General features: G+C 59.2%; 16 protein-coding genes. 12 read left to right on the top strand and 4 right to left on the bottom strand.

Annotated features, from left to right (window positions below):
- Positions 1 to 189 precede the first annotated feature (189 nt).
- Together VE934_RS03725 and VE934_RS03720 are read left to right on the top strand one after the other, a co-directional pair.
- Positions 190 to 717 (top strand): pyridoxamine 5'-phosphate oxidase family protein, encoded by a 528-nt coding sequence (locus VE934_RS03725; RefSeq protein ID WP_324884458.1) that lies wholly within the window; start codon positions 190 to 192, stop codon positions 715 to 717.
- A 20-nt stretch (positions 718 to 737) separates the two neighbouring features.
- Positions 738 to 1,121, top strand: coding sequence for a hypothetical protein (locus VE934_RS03720; RefSeq protein WP_324884457.1), 384 nt, complete (start codon positions 738 to 740; stop codon positions 1,119 to 1,121).
- A 76-nt stretch (positions 1,122 to 1,197) separates the two neighbouring features.
- On the opposite strand, the gene VE934_RS03715 is transcribed toward VE934_RS03720, so the two are convergent.
- From VE934_RS03715 to VE934_RS03700, 4 genes are read right to left on the bottom strand one after another with little or no spacing between them, the layout of a single operon-like run.
- On the bottom strand, positions 1,198 to 3,813 hold the full coding sequence (locus VE934_RS03715; RefSeq protein ID WP_324884455.1) for a bifunctional aconitate hydratase 2/2-methylisocitrate dehydratase: 2,616 nt from the start codon (positions 3,811 to 3,813) through the stop codon (positions 1,198 to 1,200).
- Positions 3,814 to 3,870: 57 nt separating this feature from the next.
- Positions 3,871 to 4,515, bottom strand: a complete 645-nt coding sequence (locus VE934_RS03710; protein ID WP_324884453.1) for a hypothetical protein — start codon at positions 4,513 to 4,515, stop codon at positions 3,871 to 3,873.
- A gap of 47 nt (positions 4,516 to 4,562) precedes the next feature.
- Positions 4,563 to 5,540 (bottom strand): CoA ester lyase, encoded by a 978-nt coding sequence (locus tag VE934_RS03705; RefSeq protein WP_324884451.1) that lies wholly within the window; start codon positions 5,538 to 5,540, stop codon positions 4,563 to 4,565.
- A 19-nt stretch (positions 5,541 to 5,559) separates the two neighbouring features.
- Positions 5,560 to 6,546, bottom strand: coding sequence for a malate dehydrogenase (locus VE934_RS03700; RefSeq protein ID WP_324884449.1), 987 nt, complete (start codon positions 6,544 to 6,546; stop codon positions 5,560 to 5,562).
- A 212-nt stretch (positions 6,547 to 6,758) separates the two neighbouring features.
- Here VE934_RS03700 and VE934_RS03695 point away from each other — a divergent pair, with 212 nt between their 5' ends.
- From VE934_RS03695 to VE934_RS03650, 10 genes are all read left to right on the top strand, one after another.
- Positions 6,759 to 7,529: a GntR family transcriptional regulator gene (locus VE934_RS03695; RefSeq protein WP_324884448.1), complete on the top strand. Its 771-nt coding sequence runs from the start codon at positions 6,759 to 6,761 to the stop codon at positions 7,527 to 7,529.
- Positions 7,530 to 7,536: 7 nt separating this feature from the next.
- Complete coding sequence (locus tag VE934_RS03690) at positions 7,537 to 7,725, top strand: DUF2256 domain-containing protein (RefSeq protein WP_324884446.1); 189 nt, start codon at positions 7,537 to 7,539, stop codon at positions 7,723 to 7,725.
- 48 nt (positions 7,726 to 7,773) lie between these two features.
- On the top strand, positions 7,774 to 9,357 hold the full coding sequence (locus tag VE934_RS03685) for a cryptochrome/photolyase family protein (RefSeq protein ID WP_324884444.1): 1,584 nt from the start codon (positions 7,774 to 7,776) through the stop codon (positions 9,355 to 9,357).
- Positions 9,358 to 9,560: 203 nt separating this feature from the next.
- Positions 9,561 to 10,004, top strand: coding sequence for a succinate dehydrogenase, cytochrome b556 subunit (sdhC, locus tag VE934_RS03680; protein WP_324884442.1), 444 nt, complete (start codon positions 9,561 to 9,563; stop codon positions 10,002 to 10,004).
- A gap of 15 nt (positions 10,005 to 10,019) precedes the next feature.
- Positions 10,020 to 10,388: a succinate dehydrogenase, hydrophobic membrane anchor protein gene (gene sdhD, locus VE934_RS03675; RefSeq protein WP_324884440.1), complete on the top strand. Its 369-nt coding sequence runs from the start codon at positions 10,020 to 10,022 to the stop codon at positions 10,386 to 10,388.
- Positions 10,389 to 10,421: 33 nt separating this feature from the next.
- The gene (sdhA, locus tag VE934_RS03670) at positions 10,422 to 12,215 is read left to right on the top strand and encodes a succinate dehydrogenase flavoprotein subunit (protein WP_324884438.1); all 1,794 of its coding nucleotides are present in this window, start codon (positions 10,422 to 10,424) and stop codon (positions 12,213 to 12,215) included.
- Between the two features lie 20 nt (positions 12,216 to 12,235).
- On the top strand, positions 12,236 to 12,940 hold the full coding sequence (locus VE934_RS03665) for a succinate dehydrogenase iron-sulfur subunit (RefSeq protein WP_324884436.1): 705 nt from the start codon (positions 12,236 to 12,238) through the stop codon (positions 12,938 to 12,940).
- Between the two features lie 13 nt (positions 12,941 to 12,953).
- Positions 12,954 to 13,289, top strand: coding sequence for a succinate dehydrogenase assembly factor 2 (locus tag VE934_RS03660; protein ID WP_324884434.1), 336 nt, complete (start codon positions 12,954 to 12,956; stop codon positions 13,287 to 13,289).
- A gap of 21 nt (positions 13,290 to 13,310) precedes the next feature.
- Positions 13,311 to 14,621 carry a citrate synthase gene (gene gltA, locus VE934_RS03655; RefSeq protein WP_324884432.1) on the top strand — a complete coding sequence of 437 codons (1,311 nt, stop codon included), beginning with the start codon at positions 13,311 to 13,313 and terminating at the stop codon, positions 14,619 to 14,621.
- 270 nt (positions 14,622 to 14,891) lie between these two features.
- Complete coding sequence (locus tag VE934_RS03650; protein ID WP_324884431.1) at positions 14,892 to 15,818, top strand: LysR family transcriptional regulator; 927 nt, start codon at positions 14,892 to 14,894, stop codon at positions 15,816 to 15,818.
- The last annotated feature ends 24 nt before the right edge of the window (positions 15,819 to 15,842 follow it).

Here is a 15,842-nt window from a genome sequence, read left to right as displayed (position 1 = left end):
AATTTGATAGCATTCCCCGCCCGTGGATGAAGGGTGAACCACACAATTTGCTTGGAGTTTTCGAGTGAGTGAGTATTGGGAGGCCAAAAAGCCGTGTCGGTGCCGACTGACAGCCGCCAAGGCCCTGCGCCGATGAGAGCTGGGTTCGGTGATACCTAGAGTGAATGACACTTCACTTTTGGAAACCAAATGACCTCACCCCACAGCACCAGCGATACCAACACCAACTCCACACAGAAAACCTTGTGGAGCCTGATCAAGGACATCAAGTTCGGCATGCTGACACACCGCCATGCCAATGGCATGTTGCACAGCCATCCACTCACTACCCAAAACAAATCGGATGACGAGGGCTCGCACCTCTACTTTTTTGTTTCACGCAAAGGCGAGCTGGCCAGGCGCCTGCAAGACGACGGAAATGTCAATGTTTCGTATGCGGATCCCGGCGCCGACACCTATGTCTCGCTGTCGGGTCAAGCCTCCATTGTGGAAGATCAGGCCAAAAAAGAGGCGCTTTGGTCACCCATTGCAAAAGCCTGGTTTCCGGGCGGCGTGACCGACCCAGATCTGGCGCTGCTGGAAGTCGGTTTGGGCCACGCCGAATATTGGGACGTGGATGAGAGCAAAATGGTCCAACTTTTCAAGATGGCAAAAGCGGCGATCACAGGTGACACGCCGCCGCATCTTGGCGAGCATAAAGAGCTCAACGTTTCCTGAACTTCAACCGGTTGCACACCATGCCCTTCATCTCCTTCAACAAGGCCACCGATCCACTGGCACCCGACGACCTGCGCATCAACACATCGGCGGTGCTGTATGTAGAGGCCTCGCGGGCCGGGCTGGTGGGGCAAACCACCATTCACATGCTGGGTCAGGGGACGGTGGTCAATGCGGTCACGGAGTCCATCGGCACGGTGGTCACGAGCATTGGCGGCATGGTTGCAGGCAAGCGCCATTACTTGGCGCCCCCGCCAGACGACGGCGCCAGCACGGTTTACATCTCTCCCGCCAACGTTAGCCACGTGCGCCCCAACGCGCCGTCCGCGCCGGAGTTTTGGTACGTCAAGTTTGTGGATGGCTCTGAGGTCCGGATTGTGGGTCCGCTGCCTGACGGCTTGTAGCATCGCTACGTTTTGATAAACCCATAAAAAAAGCGGCCAATTGGCCGCTTTTTTCACGCACGACCCGGGAGCCGGATCAGGCGGGAACCGTGTCTTTCACGGTATCAGCCATGTCGGTGTAATCCTTGACCTGATCAAAGTTCAGGTACTGGTACACCGTGCTGCTGGCAGCCGTCAACACGCCCATGTCAGCCATGTATTCGGCCTTGGTGGGAATGCGGCCCAGCTTGGAGCAGATGGCGGCCAACTCTGCGGAACCCAAATACACGTTTGAGTTTTTACCAAGACGGTTGGGGAAATTGCGGGTTGAGGTGGAGAACACGGTCGCGCCCTCTTTCACCTGCGCCTGGTTGCCCATGCACAGGCTGCAACCGGGCATTTCCATGCGCGCCCCGGCGGAACCCAGCACGCCGTAGTGGCCTTCTTCGGTCAGTTGCTTGGCGTCCATCTTGGTGGGCGGTGCCATCCACAGTTTCACAGGGATGTCGCGCTTGCCTTCAAGTAACTTGGACGCTGCACGGAAGTGGCCGATGTTGGTCATGCAGCTGCCGATGAACACTTCATCAATGGCGGCGCCGGCCACGTCGGACAAGGTCTTCACGTCGTCCGGATCGTTCGGGCAAGCCACGATTGGCTCGTGAATATCGGCAAGATCGATCTCGATCACGGCGGCGTATTCCGCATCGGCATCGCCCTTGAGCAATTGCGGGTCAGCCAGCCATGCTTCCATGGCCTGAATGCGGCGCTTGATGGTGCGCACGTCCGAGTAGCCAGAAGCAATCATCCACTTGAGCATGGTGATGTTGCTGTTGATGTACTCGATGATCGGCTCTTTGTTCAGGTGCACGGTGCAACCACCGGCTGAACGCTCGGCCGATGCGTCGCTCAATTCAAAAGCCTGCTCCACTTTCAAATCAGGCAGGCCTTCGATTTCAAGAATGCGGCCCGAGAAGATGTTTTTCTTGCCCTGCTTGGCCACCGTCAACAACCCGGCCTTGATGGCATACAGCGGAATCGCGTTGACCAGGTCACGCAGTGTCACGCCGGGCTGCATCTCACCCTTGAAACGCACCAGCACAGATTCAGGCATGTCCAGCGGCATCACGCCGGTGGCAGCGCCAAAAGCCACGAGGCCGGAGCCGGCAGGAAAGCTGATGCCGATGGGGAAACGGGTGTGGCTGTCGCCGCCGGTGCCCACAGTGTCAGGCAGCAACATGCGGTTGAGCCAGCTGTGGATGATGCCGTCGCCCGGACGCAGCGGAATGCCACCGCGATCACTCATGAACTCGGGCAACTCGTGGTGCATCTTCACGTCGACCGGCTTGGGGTAAGCGGCGGTGTGGCAGAAAGACTGCATGACGAGGTCCGCACTGAAGCCCAGGCAGGCCAGGTCCTTCAATTCATCGCGCGTCATCGGGCCGGTGGTGTCCTGCGATCCGACCGACGTCATCTTCGGCTCGCAATAAGTGCCGGGGCGCACGCCCTGGCCTTCTGGCAAGCCGACCGCACGGCCCACCATTTTCTGCGCGAGTGTGAAGCCGCGCTCGCTGGCCACCGGGGCTTGCGGCAAACGGAACAGCGTGGAGACCGGCAGGCCCAGCGCCCAACGCGCTTTGGCCGTCAGGCCCCGGCCGACGATCAGGGGGATGCGGCCGCCGGCGCGCACTTCGTCAAACAGCACCTCACTCTTGAGCTTGAACTCTGCAATGACCTTGCCGTCTTTGAGCGCCTTGCCGTCGTAGGGACGCAGCTCGATCACATCGCCCATGGCCATCTGGCTCACGTCGAGCTCGATGGGCAGTGCGCCGGAGTCTTCCATGGTGTTGTAAAAAATCGGGGCGATTTTGGAGCCCAGGCAGACGCCGCCGAAACGCTTGTTCGGCACGTAAGGAATGTCCTCGCCGGTGAACCAGAGCACCGAATTGGTGGCCGACTTGCGTGAGGAGCCCGTGCCCACCACGTCGCCCACGTAGGCCACGAGGTTGCCCTTGGCCTTGAGTTCTTCGATGAACTTGACCGGGCCGCGTTTGCCGTCTTCTTCCGGCGTCACACCGGGGCGTGCATTTTTGTGCATGGCCAGCGCGTGCAGGGGAATGTCGGGCCGGCTCCACGCATCAGGTGCTGGCGACAAATCGTCGGTGTTGATCTCGCCCGCCACCTTGAACACCGTGAGCTTGATCGACTCTGGCACTTCAGGACGGCTGGTAAACCACTCCGCATCGGCCCAGCTTTGCAGCACGGCCTTGGCGTACTTGTTGCCCTTGTCGGCTTTTTCCTTGACGTCATGAAACTGGTCGAACATCAACAGTGTGTTTTTCAAACCGCTGGCGGCTTGCGTAGCCACGCTGTCTTCAGCGTCGTCCAGCAACTCGATCATCGGGCTGATGTTGTAGCCGCCCAGCATGGTGCCCAGCAGTTGCGTGGCTTTTTCGCGCGAGATCAGCGCGCACTTTTCAGTGCCGTGCGCCACTGCTGCCAGATAACTCGCCTTGACCTTGGCCGCCGCATCCACGCCCGCGGGGACGCGGTGCGCAATCAGTTCAACCAGAAAGGCTTCTTCACCCTTGGGCGGGTTTTTGAGAAGCTCAATCACCTCACTGGTCTGCTTGGCCGACAGCGGCAGTGGCGGGATGCCCAGCGCAGCGCGCTCTGCGACGTGTTGGCGATAGGTCTGGATGAACTCGGTTGACATGTTTTTCTCCTGTGGGCGGTCTAAATCAAAGCGGGTAACTGGGGGGCACTGGGCTGGTTAGCGGGTTCCAGAAGCAGCAGGCATGGGAGGCTGAGCAGAACCCGTGCCAGCTGCGGACGAGGCAGCCTTGGCAGGTGGCAGCGGGTCCAGAATGCTCGGCAGCGGATTCTTCTTGATCTCGTCTGCATAGGTCACTTGCGCCGGGCTGGCGCATTCGTCTGCCAGACGCTGGCCGATTTTCTGGCTCATCAGCATGGACTTGTTGCCCAGCTGCAGCCACATGGCTCCAGCGCGGGGATCTTCCAGGCGGATTGCGCCGGTGCGGCTATTGACAGGGTGCATGCGAAAACGTGTTTTCCCAGTTTCCACCAGGAAAAATCCAGGCCGCTTTTCGCTGGGCGTGATCGTGACCGAAGTCCCCAGCTCGCAAGGGATGGTGCCGACATAAACACGCTTGGCAACATCCAGGTCTTCCGGTGACAGCTTGATGCTGGTGTCGTCGTCCACAGGTGTCAGCTCTTCTACCGCTTTGGCAGCAGAGCGCCGGATTGGCGCACGGGCTTTTGGTGCAGCGGATTTGGCGCCGGGAGCAGCTGCTGCCTTTGCGGCAGGCTTGGCCGCGGGTTTGGCGGCAGGCGCTGTCTGTGCCAGCAGCAACGCAGGAGCAGCTGCGAGCAGCGCGGCGGTAAAAATCAATTTCATGGGTTTCCTTGAAAACAATGGACTAAATGGGTTGGTAAAAAGACGCGCTAGGCAAAATACGCCTGCGCTTCGTTCGGTAAAGCACACCCTGTCTGGTGTGCACGCTCCAACACCTGCCAGAAATATCGGTAACTGGCACGGTCATGCAACTTGCCGCCAAAACTGATTGGAGCCCAATCATTCCGGGCGGCATTTGCTATTATTTCTGTAGCATCCTCAATCTCACCCACGCTGGGCGCAAAGGCCTCCAGGATGGGGCGAATCTGATTGGGATGAATGCTCCACATGCGTGTGTAGCCAAATTCATGGGCAGCTTTTCGGGCTGCAGTTTGCATCGCCGCAGTGTCGGTGAACTCGGTGACAACGCAGTGCGAGGGGACTTTGCCATGCGCGTGACAGGCTGAGGCAATCTCAAGTTTGGCGCGTACCACCAACGGATGCGTGAACTGCCCCGCACCACTCATGCCGTCTGCCGGAATGGCGCCGCCGTGGCTGGAAACAAAATCCATGAGGCCAAAGCTGATGGACTGCACGCGCGGATGAGCGGCTATGTCAAAGGCGTGGTGCACAGCGGCAGCTGACTCCAGCAACACATGCACGGGCAACTCGGTTTTGGAAACGGTGCCCAGTGCATCCACCACACGCTGCACGTCGGCCACTGACTCCACCTTGGGCACCATGATGTGACTCAACTGATGCCCCACCCTGCCCGCGATGGTGGCGATGTCAGATTCAAAAGCGGGGTGATCCAGCGCGTGCACACGCACTGCGACACGGGCCTTGGGGCGGGCCAGCGCTACCAGCGCAACGACAAGCGCGGCGTGGTCAGCTTCGCCGCCCACAGGCGCGCCATCCTCACAATCCAGCGTCACGTCAAAAACGCAGGCGCCAAACTCGTCCATCATGTCTGCCTGCAGTTGCAGGCTCTTGCGCATCCGCGCCTCAACGCCACTGTAATGGTCGCAAACCGGCAAATAACCGGTTTGCGCCTGAGCGCCAAGGAGGATGTCGCGGGGATGGGTCACTACAGCGGTTTCTGCGCGATCAGAGCAGGTGTTTGACGCCGTCCTGCTCGCCCTTCAGTTCGTCCAAAGTCTTGTTGATACGTTCCTGGCTGAAGGCGTCAATTTCCAGGCCTTCGACCAGTTTGTATTCGCCACCTTCGCAGGTGACGGGGAAGCCGAACATGACGTCCTTGGGAATGCCGTACTGGCCGTCCGATGGAATGCCCATGGTGACCCATTTGCCGTTGGTGCCCAAGGCCCAGTCGCGCATGTGGTCAATGGCGGCGTTGGCGGCCGAAGCAGCAGAGGAAGAACCGCGCGCCTCAATAATGGCTGCGCCGCGCTTGCCAACGGTGGGCAGGAAGGTGTTGGCATTCCATTCCTGGTCGTTGATCATCTTGGCAACGCTTTCGCCATTGATGGTGGCGAAACGGTAATCGGCGTACATGGTGGGCGAGTGGTTGCCCCAGACGGTGAGTTTTTCGATGTCGGCGACGGCCTTGCCGGTTTTGGCAGCGAGTTGGCTGGCAGCGCGGTTGTGATCCAGACGCAGCATGGCGGTGAAGTTTTTGCGTGGCAGGTCAGGTGCGCTTTTCATCGCGATGTAGGCGTTGGTGTTGGCCGGGTTGCCAACCACCAGCACCTTGACATTGCGGCTGGCAACAGCGTTGAGCGCCTTGCCCTGTGCAGTGAAAATGGCGCCGTTGACGGCGAGCAGTTCGGCACGCTCCATGCCGGGGCCGCGTGGGCGCGAGCCGACCAGCAACGCGTAGTCGGCGTCCTTGAAAGCTTTCATTGGATCGTCATACGCTTCCATACCCACCAGCAGAGGGAAAGCACAGTCGTCAAGTTCCATCATCACGCCCTTGAGCGCTTTTTGCGGGCCTTCAACCGGCACTTCCAGCAATTGCAGAATGACGGGCTGGTCCTTGCCCAGCATCTCACCGGAGGCGATGCGGAACAGCAAGGCGTAACCGATTTGACCAGCGGCCCCTGTAACGGCAACGCGGACGGGTTTTTTGCTCATGATGGAGAACTCCAGGAAGGTTGAAAATCGGTTGAGAAGGTAAAAACGAAGTGTTTGCTTGGCGTGGCGGCCTCAAAACGCACTGAACATGCGGTCTTCGAGGCCTTGCTTTGCGATCGACTCAGCCCGAGATTTTACGCTGGAAAACCCTAGGGCGTCAATTTGTCTTATGTCTTATATAAGATATGATTGCGACGATTCACCCCCAGACCATGGCAGCCACCCCTCCTACAACCGCCGACGATTTTGCAGGTGCTACACCGGCCTTCAGCCCGTTGTACCAGCAGATCAAAGGCCTGATTTTGCAAAGTCTGCAGTCAGGCGAGTGGAAGCCCGGCGAGGCTATTCCGTCCGAGATGGATCTGGCCGCCCGCTACCGCGTTAGCCAGGGGACGGTGCGCAAAGCGATTGACGAGCTGGCTTCCGACAACCTGGTGGTGCGGCGGCAAGGCAAAGGTACTTTTGTGGCCACACATGCCGAGCAGCATGTGCAGTTCCGCTTTCTCAAACTGGTCCCTGACAGCGGCACGCCGGGCAGCGAAGGCCCGGCCCAGCGCGACATCATTGACTGCCGACGCGTGCGCGCCAGTGCAGACATTGCACGCACCCTTGCGCTACGCACGGGCGACGCAGTGCTGCAAGCCAGGCGCGTGCTGAGCTTTGCAGGCATCCCGACGATTCTGGAAGACCTGTGGCTACCCGCCGCCCCTTTTAAAGGACTGACGGCTGAACGCCTGGCCGACTACCACGGCGCGATGTACGCGCTGTTTGAGACCGAGTTCAATGTCCGCATGGTCCGCGCTGAAGAGAAAATACGCGCCGAGCCCGCTACTGACGGGCGCGAGGTGCTCCTGAAAGTAGAGCAAGGCACACCTTTGCTGAGCGTCGAGCGCATTGCCTATACCTACAACGATGTGCCCATGGAACTCCGGCGCGGCTACTACCGTACCGACACGCACCACTATCACAACACCCTGAGCTGACGCTGCGATGAGCTTCAAGGGCAACAAGTCTTCTCTGCCCAGCAAGCCTTGCGTGGCATGTGGCCGTGAGATGACCTGGCGCAAGAGCTGGGCCAAAAACTGGGAAGCCGTCAAATACTGCTCGCAGGCGTGTCGCGCCAAAAAACGCCTCCTGCGCCAGCCCGGTGAAATAAAACCGCGATCAGGACCGGGTTAAGCAACCTCGGTCGAAATTACCGATCAGTCGCAAAATAGAATGATCGGTATGAACCAGACGCCATGCCGTAACCTCGTGCTGATCCTCGGCGACCAGCTCGACGAAGACTCCGCTGCATTTGACGGCCTGGATCCCGCCCAGGATGTGGTGCTGATGATCGAGGCACGGGAGGAGTGCACCCATGTCTGGTCGCACAAGGCACGCACGGTTCTCTTTTTATCGGCCATGCGCCACTTTGCCCACACACTGCGGGCGCGCGGATGGCGCGTGGCCTATCGCGCCCTGGATGTCGAAGCTGACGAAAGCCTCGCGGTTGGTCTGCAAGCCGCGATCAGGATCTACGACCCGCAAAGCGTGATTGGCGTGGAGCCGGGCGACATGCGCGTCCGGCGGCACATTCAGGACGCTCTAAAATCAATAGCAAACTTTCTCGATGAAACAAGGGCGAACGGCCAAAAACTCTTTATAGACTGGCGGGAGGACCGGCATTTCCTCTGCAGCCTGCCTCAATTTCGCCGCTGGGCCGGGCAGTCGTCCAGCCTGCGCATGGAGTTTTTTTACCGCAGCATGCGCCAGCAATACAAGGTGCTTTTGGATGGAGGCAAGCCGACCGGCGGGCAATGGAACTTTGATGCTGAAAACCGCAAGGGGTTCGGCAAGGCAGGCCCGCAGGATGTACCGCGTCCGCCGGTGTTTGAGCCCGACGCCATCACACGCGAGGTCATGGCCTTGGTCGAGCAACAATTTGCCGGACACCCCGGCGAGCTGCATCGCTTCAACTGGCCGGTCACGCGGGAACAAGCACTGCTTGCACTGAACGACTTTATCGACAAGCGCCTCGCCGATTTTGGCAAACATCAGGACGCTATGTGTATCGGCCTTGACTTCGGCTGGCACGCACTGCTCTCAAGCTCGCTCAATCTCAAGCTGCTTAACCCGCTGGAAGTGGTGCATGCAGCAGAACAGGCCTATCGAAAGCGCGACCTTGATCTGGCCAGCGTGGAGGGTTTCATCCGCCAGGTGCTCGGCTGGCGCGAGTTCATTCGCGGCGTGTATTTTCTGGACATGCCAGAGCTGAAAGAAGCCAACCATTTCGGCCACACCAATCCCTTGCCCGCCTGGTACTGGACTGGCAACACACGCATGAATTGCATGCGCCAGTGCATCAACCAGACGCTGGCCAATGGTTACTCGCATCACATTCAGCGCTTGATGGTCACGGGCATGTTCGGCGTCACGGCGCAGATAAGTCCGCAGGCTTTGTGCGACTGGTATCTGGCCGTTTACGTTGACGCGGTCGAGTGGGTGGAGCTGCCCAACACCGCTGGCATGGCGCTGTTTGCCAACGGCGGCCGCTTCACGTCCAAACCCTATGTGGCCAGTGGCGCCTATGTGAAACGCATGAGCAATTACTGCTCAGGCTGTCGCTACGAGCCAGAAACCCGCAGCGGCCCTAACGCCTGCCCGATGACAACCTTGTACTGGAATTTTCTGGACCAAAACGAAGCCGCTTTTGCAGGCAATCCGCGCACCGCACTGATGGTGAGGCACTTGCAACGCATGACGCCCGTAGAACGCGCGCAGGTGCGGCACCAGGCGCAGTCGATGCTGGCTGATCTGGACGCGCTGTAATGCTGGCGTCAGTTACCAGCCCGTGCAACGACGGAATGCGACTCGAATTGGATTCCCCTGACAAAAAAGCTGACCCACATTGCCTCCATCGGGGTAAACCCCTGCTGCATTGCAATAGAATTGGAAGGTTTCAGATGTAACGGCGCTGCGCCCAGAGCATCAGTTACCAAGCAGTTACCAGTCCTCCCCACGAAAGTCCAACAATGACAGAACTGGCCTCCAAACCGCGTCCCAAGCGGCCTGAGTTTCGCAATATCAACGCCTTCACAGACCTGACCACTTACCGCATGACACCTGCGGCCTGGGTCTCCATCCTGCACCGTGCCAGCGGCGCCATCATGTTTGTGCTGTTGCCCTTCATCATCTGGATGTTCGACACCTCGATTTCATCCGAAATTTCGTTTGAAAAATTCAAGGGCGCCTTTAACGTTGGCATGCTGGGCTTGCCCGGCGTCATCTGGAAGCTGGTCGCGCTGGCACTCATCTGGTCCTACCTGCATCACTTCATCGCCGGTCTGCGTCACCTCTACATGGACGTGACCCACAGCCTGAGCAACGAATTTGGCAAAGCCACCGCACTCATCACACTGGGCCTGAGCATTTTGTTGACGCTGGTTCTCGGCGCCAAACTGTTCGGCTTTTATTAATTCAAGGAGCTTTCCATGGCAGTGAACTACGGCTCCAAACGTCTCGTTGTCGGCGCACATTACGGTCTGCGTGACTGGCTCAGCCAGCGCATCACCGCGGCTCTGATGGCTCTCTTCACCATCGTGTTGCTGGCTCAGGTGATTTTTACCAAAGGCCCCATCGGGTATGACCTGTGGTCCGGCATCTTTGCAGCTCAGTGGATGAAACTGCTGACCTTCAGCGTCATCCTCGCTCTGGCATACCACGTCTGGGTCGGCATGCGCGACATCTGGATGGACTACGTCACCTCCATGGTCTGGCTGCGCCTGACCCTGCAGGTCGTCACCATCGTCTGGCTGCTGGCTTGTGCCGGCTGGGCCATTCAAGTCCTCTGGCGCGTCTAGCCCTCCTTCGATGACCGACTGAAAAAACAAATCATGACTGCAACCTCCAAGCTTCCCAAACGCAAATTTGATGTCGTCATCGTCGGAGCCGGTGGCTCCGGCATGCGCGCCTCACTTCAACTGGCACGCGCCGGCCTGAACGTGGCTGTGCTGTCAAAAGTTTTCCCGACGCGCTCGCACACCGTGGCGGCTCAGGGTGGCATCGGCGCGTCGCTCGGCAACATGTCCGAGGACAACTGGCACTACCACTTCTACGACACGGTCAAGGGCTCTGACTGGCTTGGTGACCAGGACGCGATTGAATACATGTGCCGTGAAGCGCCCAAGGTTGTGTATGACCTTGAGCACATGGGCATGCCGTTTGACCGCAACCCTGACGGCACGATTTACCAGCGCCCCTTTGGCGGCCACACCGCCAACTACGGCGAAAAAGCCGTGCAGCGCGCCTGCGCTGCGGCCGACCGTACAGGCCACGCCATGCTGCACACGCTGTACCAGCAAAACGTCAAGGAAAAAACCAGCTTCTTCGTCGAATGGCTGGCGATGGATCTGATCCGCGATGCCGACGGTGACGTGGTGGGCGTCAGCGCCATCGAGATGGAAACCGGTGACGTGCATATTTTTGAAGCGAAGACCACGCTGCTGGCCACCGGAGGCGCGGGCCGGATTTTCGCCGCGTCGACCAACGCCTTCATCAACACCGGCGATGGCCTGGGCATGGCGGCGCGTGCTGGCATTCCGCTCGAAGACATGGAGTTCTGGCAGTTTCACCCGACTGGCGTGCACGGCGCCGGCGTGTTGCTGACCGAAGGCTGCCGCGGCGAAGGCGCGATTTTGCGCAACAGCAATGGCGAGCGTTTCATGGAGCGTTATGCGCCCGCGTACAAAGACCTGGCACCGCGCGACTATGTGTCCCGCTGCATGGACCAGGAAATCAAGGAAGGCCGCGGCTGCGGCCCCAACAAGGACTACATCAACCTCGACATGACCCACCTGGGCGCCGAGACCATCATGAAGCGCCTGCCCTCGGTGTTCGAAATTGGCCATAATTTTGCCAACGTCGACATCACCAAAGAACCCATCCCCGTGGTGCCCACCATCCATTACCAGATGGGCGGTATTCCCACCAACATTCACGGTCAGGTGGTCACACAAAACGCCGAGAACAAAAGCGAGGTCGTTAATGGCTTGTACGCCGTCGGCGAATGCGCTTGCGTCAGCGTGCACGGCGCCAACCGCCTGGGTACCAACTCGCTGCTCGATCTGCTCGTCTTCGGCCGTGCAGCTGGCAACCACATCGTCGAGTTCAACAAGACCACCACGCACAAGCCCTTGCCTGCCGACGCTGCCGACGCCACACTGGCCCGCATCGCGCGCCTGGACAACGCAACGGATGGTGAATACGCGCAAGATGTGGCCAATGACATCCGCGCGGCCATGCAGCAGCACGCCGGAGTGTTCCGCACGCAGGCCATCATGGACGCGGGCGTGATCAAGATCGCCGAGCTGCGTGAGCGTGTGAAAAACATCGGCCTCAAGGACAAGTCGAAGATCTTCAACACCGCACGCATTGAAGCATTGGAAGTTGAAAACCTGATCGAAGCCGCGCAGGCAACCATCGTCTCCGCTGCCGCCCGTCGCGAGAGCCGCGGCGCCCATTCGGTGGACGACTACGGCGACACACCCCAGCACCCGAACGGCCGCAACGACACCGACTGGCACAAGCACACCCTCTGGCACAGCGAAGGCAATCGCTTGAGCTACAAGCCCGTGCAGATGAAGCCCCTCACGGTGGACTCCATCCCCCTGACCGTTCGCTCCTTCTAATAAAAACCGGCGCAAACCCCATGACCACACGCACTTTCAAGATTTATCGCTACGACCCCGATCAGGATGCCAAGCCTTACATGCAGACCATCGAGGTCGAGCTGGACGGTAGCGAGCGCATGCTGCTCGATGCGCTGATGAAACTTAAGGCACAGGACCCGACCATCTCCTTCCGCCGCTCGTGCCGCGAAGGTGTTTGCGGCTCTGACGCCATGAACATCAACGGCAAAAACGGCCTGGCCTGCCTGACCAACATGCGCACGCTGCCCGGCACCATCGTGCTCAAGCCGCTGCCCGGCCTGCCCGTGGTGCGCGACCTGATCGTCGACATGACGCAGTTCTTCAAGCAGTACAACTCGATCAAGCCTTACCTGATCAACGACAACGTACCGCCCGAAAAAGAGCGTCTGCAAAGCCCGGAAGAGCGCGACGAGCTCAACGGCCTGTACGAGTGCATTCTGTGCGCCAGCTGCTCAACCAGCTGCCCCAGCTTCTGGTGGAACCCCGACAAATTTGTTGGCCCCGCCGGCCTGCTGCAGGCTTACCGTTTTATCGCTGACAGCAGGGACGAGTCCACCGCCGAGCGCCTGGACAACCTGGAAGATCCGTACCGCCTCTTCCGCTGCCACACCATCATGAACTGCGTCGACGTCTGCCCCAAGGGCCTGAACCCGAGCAAGGCCATTGGCAAGATCAAGGAAATGATGGTCCTGCGGGCTGTCTAGACCGCTTCTGCAAATGGACGCCACTAACGAACGCCTCGATGAACGCGCGTTGAGCAAACTCAAGTGGCGCTGCCGGCGTGGCCTGCTCGAAAACGACCTGCTGATCGAAAAGTTTTTCAAGCGTCACGAAGCCACGCTAACCGTCAGTCAGGCTAAAGGCTTGAATGATTTAATGGCACTGTCCGACAACGACCTGCTCGATCTCTTGCTACAACGCAAGCAGCCGGAACAGCTTGTCGAGGCGGACGCGAAGGTAAGTGCCTCTACTTACGAGGCTTTAGAGGTCTTAAACTTGCTGCGCGCTGCAGCAACAGGCGCCAAAGCTCCCGCGGTAAGTGCCCTTAATTGACTTGAAACGAAAGAAGACGAAATGAAGCTCGCTGACAACAAAGCCACCCTGTCCTTCAGCAACGGCAGCCCCAGCGTGGACTTGCCCGTGTATCACGGCACCGTCGGTCCAGACGTGGTTGACATTCGCAAGCTGTATGCCCAGACCGGCATGTTCACCTACGACCCCGGCTTCCTGTCGACCGCCGCCACACAGTCGGCCATTACCTACATCGACGGCGACAAGGGCGAGCTGCTGTACCGCGGCTACCCCATTGAGCAACTGGCCACCAACTGCGACTACCTCGAGACCTGTCACCTGTTGCTGTACGGCGAGCTCCCCAACCCCACCCAGAAAAAAGATTTCGTCAGCCGCGTGACCAACCACACCATGGTCAACGAGCAGATGCAGTTTTTCCTGCGCGGCTTCCGTCGCGATGCGCACCCCATGGCCATCATGACCGGCCTGGTCGGCGCACTGTCGGCCTTCTACCATGACAGCACGGACATCACCAACCCTGAGCACCGCGAGATCGCTGCGATCCGACTGATTGCCAAAATGCCAACGCTCGTCGCCATGGCATACAAGTACACCGTGGGCCAGCCCTATATGTACCCCAAGAACCATTTGAGCTATTCGGGCAACTTCCTGCACATGATGTTTGCCACGCCGTGTGAAGAGTACAAGGTCAACCCCGTGCTCGAGCGCGCCCTGGACCGCATCTTCATCCTGCACGCAGACCACGAGCAGAATGCCTCCACTTCCACCGTGCGCCTGTGCGGCTCGTCCGGTACCAACCCGTTTGCCGCCATCGCAGCCGGTGTGGCCTGCCTCTGGGGTCCGGCGCACGGCGGCGCCAATGAAGCAGCGCTGAACATGCTGGGCGACATCCAGAAACAGGGCGGCGTCGAAAAAATCGGCGAGTTCATCAAGCAGGTCAAGGACAAAAACTCCGGCGTCAAGCTGATGGGTTTTGGCCACCGCGTTTACAAAAACTACGATCCACGCGCCAAGCTGATGCAGGAAACCTGCAAGGAAGTGCTGAGCGAAATGGGCCTGGAAAACGATCCGCTGTTCAAGCTGGCCATGGCGCTGGAAAAGATTGCGCTCGAGGACGAATACTTCGTTTCGCGCAAGCTTTACCCCAACGTGGACTTCTACTCCGGCATCGTTCAGCGCGCCATTGGCATCCCGGTGCCGCTGTTCACCGCCATCTTTGCGCTGGCCCGCACCGTTGGCTGGATTGCGCAGCTTAACGAAATGATTGGTGACCCCGAGTACAAGATTGGCCGCCCACGCCAGTTGTTCAGCGGTTCTGTGCAGCGTGATGTGAAACCCATCACATCGCGCTAAACCCCCCAGAGCGCCTTAGGAAGGCCCGGCCGTGGCAACACGGCCGGGCCTTTTTCTTTGCGTTTACCTCGGATTGCTACTATTTTTATAGCAAACTATTCCCGTCGTTAAAGGGCAAAGCAGCGATTTTTCTCTCAAAGTCTGGTGAGAAGACCTCTGGAGCCCCAGCGGGCAGATATTCCACCCATCGCGCACCACGATGACGAACGTAACAATATGGAGTCAAAATAGCGATGCATCGTCAACCGCGATGACTCTGACCCATTTTTGATGAAAAGCTCTGAACGCAACTTTGCCCGCCGCATGGACCTCACCTCGCTGCAATTGTTTGTGGCGGTGTGCGAGCTCGGTAGCATTGGCAAGGCGGCCGAGCGTGAATTTATTGCCGCTTCAGCCGTTAGCAAACGGCTGAGTGATCTGGAAGCTACCCTGGACACGCCCCTCCTGTACCGCCACACCCGCGGGGTCGATTTGACGCCCGCCGGGGAAAGCCTGTTGCACCATGCGCGCTCCGTGCTCTTCAGCCTGGAAAAAATGCAGGGTGAGCTGAGCGAATATTCCGCCGGGGTGCGTGGTCATGTGCGGGTGCACGCCAGCATTTCGGCCATCGTTCAGTTTTTGCCGGAAGACCTGGGCGAATTTATTCGCGAGCATGCCGAAGTCAAGATCGACCTTGAAGAACACATGAGCACGGAGGTTGTGCGCGCCGTACAGGAGGGTGCCGCTGATCTGGGCATCTGCAACACGGCCGACGGCATTGGGAACCTCCAGACCCTGCCCTATCGGCATGACCGTTTGGTCCTCATCGTGCCGCGCGGGCACGCGCTGGCGGCGCAGGGTGAGATGGCTTTTGAGGACAGCCTGGACTTTGACCATGTTGGCCTGCACGCCAACAGCTCTATCTACCTGGCTATGCGCGAGGCCGCAGCACAAGCCGGGCGCACCATCAAGCTGCGCATCCACGTGACCGGGCTGGACGCCATGTGCCGCATGATCCACAACGGACTGGGCGTGGGCGTCATGCCGCAACGCGCTTTTGAACTCATGCACGGCGTGGGTGAGCTTGAAGCCATCTCGCTCACCAACGACTGGGCCACCCGGCAGATCGAGTTGGTGGCACGCGATTTTTCGAGCCTGCCCGTCACCGCCCGCCTGCTGGTTGATCACCTCACCGCCCACGCAGGCTCCGCCATCTGAGCGGCGCCCACTTAAAATCGAAGA

This window comes from Polaromonas sp., assembly GCF_035638815.1.
GTDB lineage: Bacteria > Pseudomonadota > Gammaproteobacteria > Burkholderiales > Burkholderiaceae_C > Polaromonas.
Note: the sequence above shows the minus strand (reverse complement) of the source record. Positions and strands in the feature narration are given on the sequence as shown.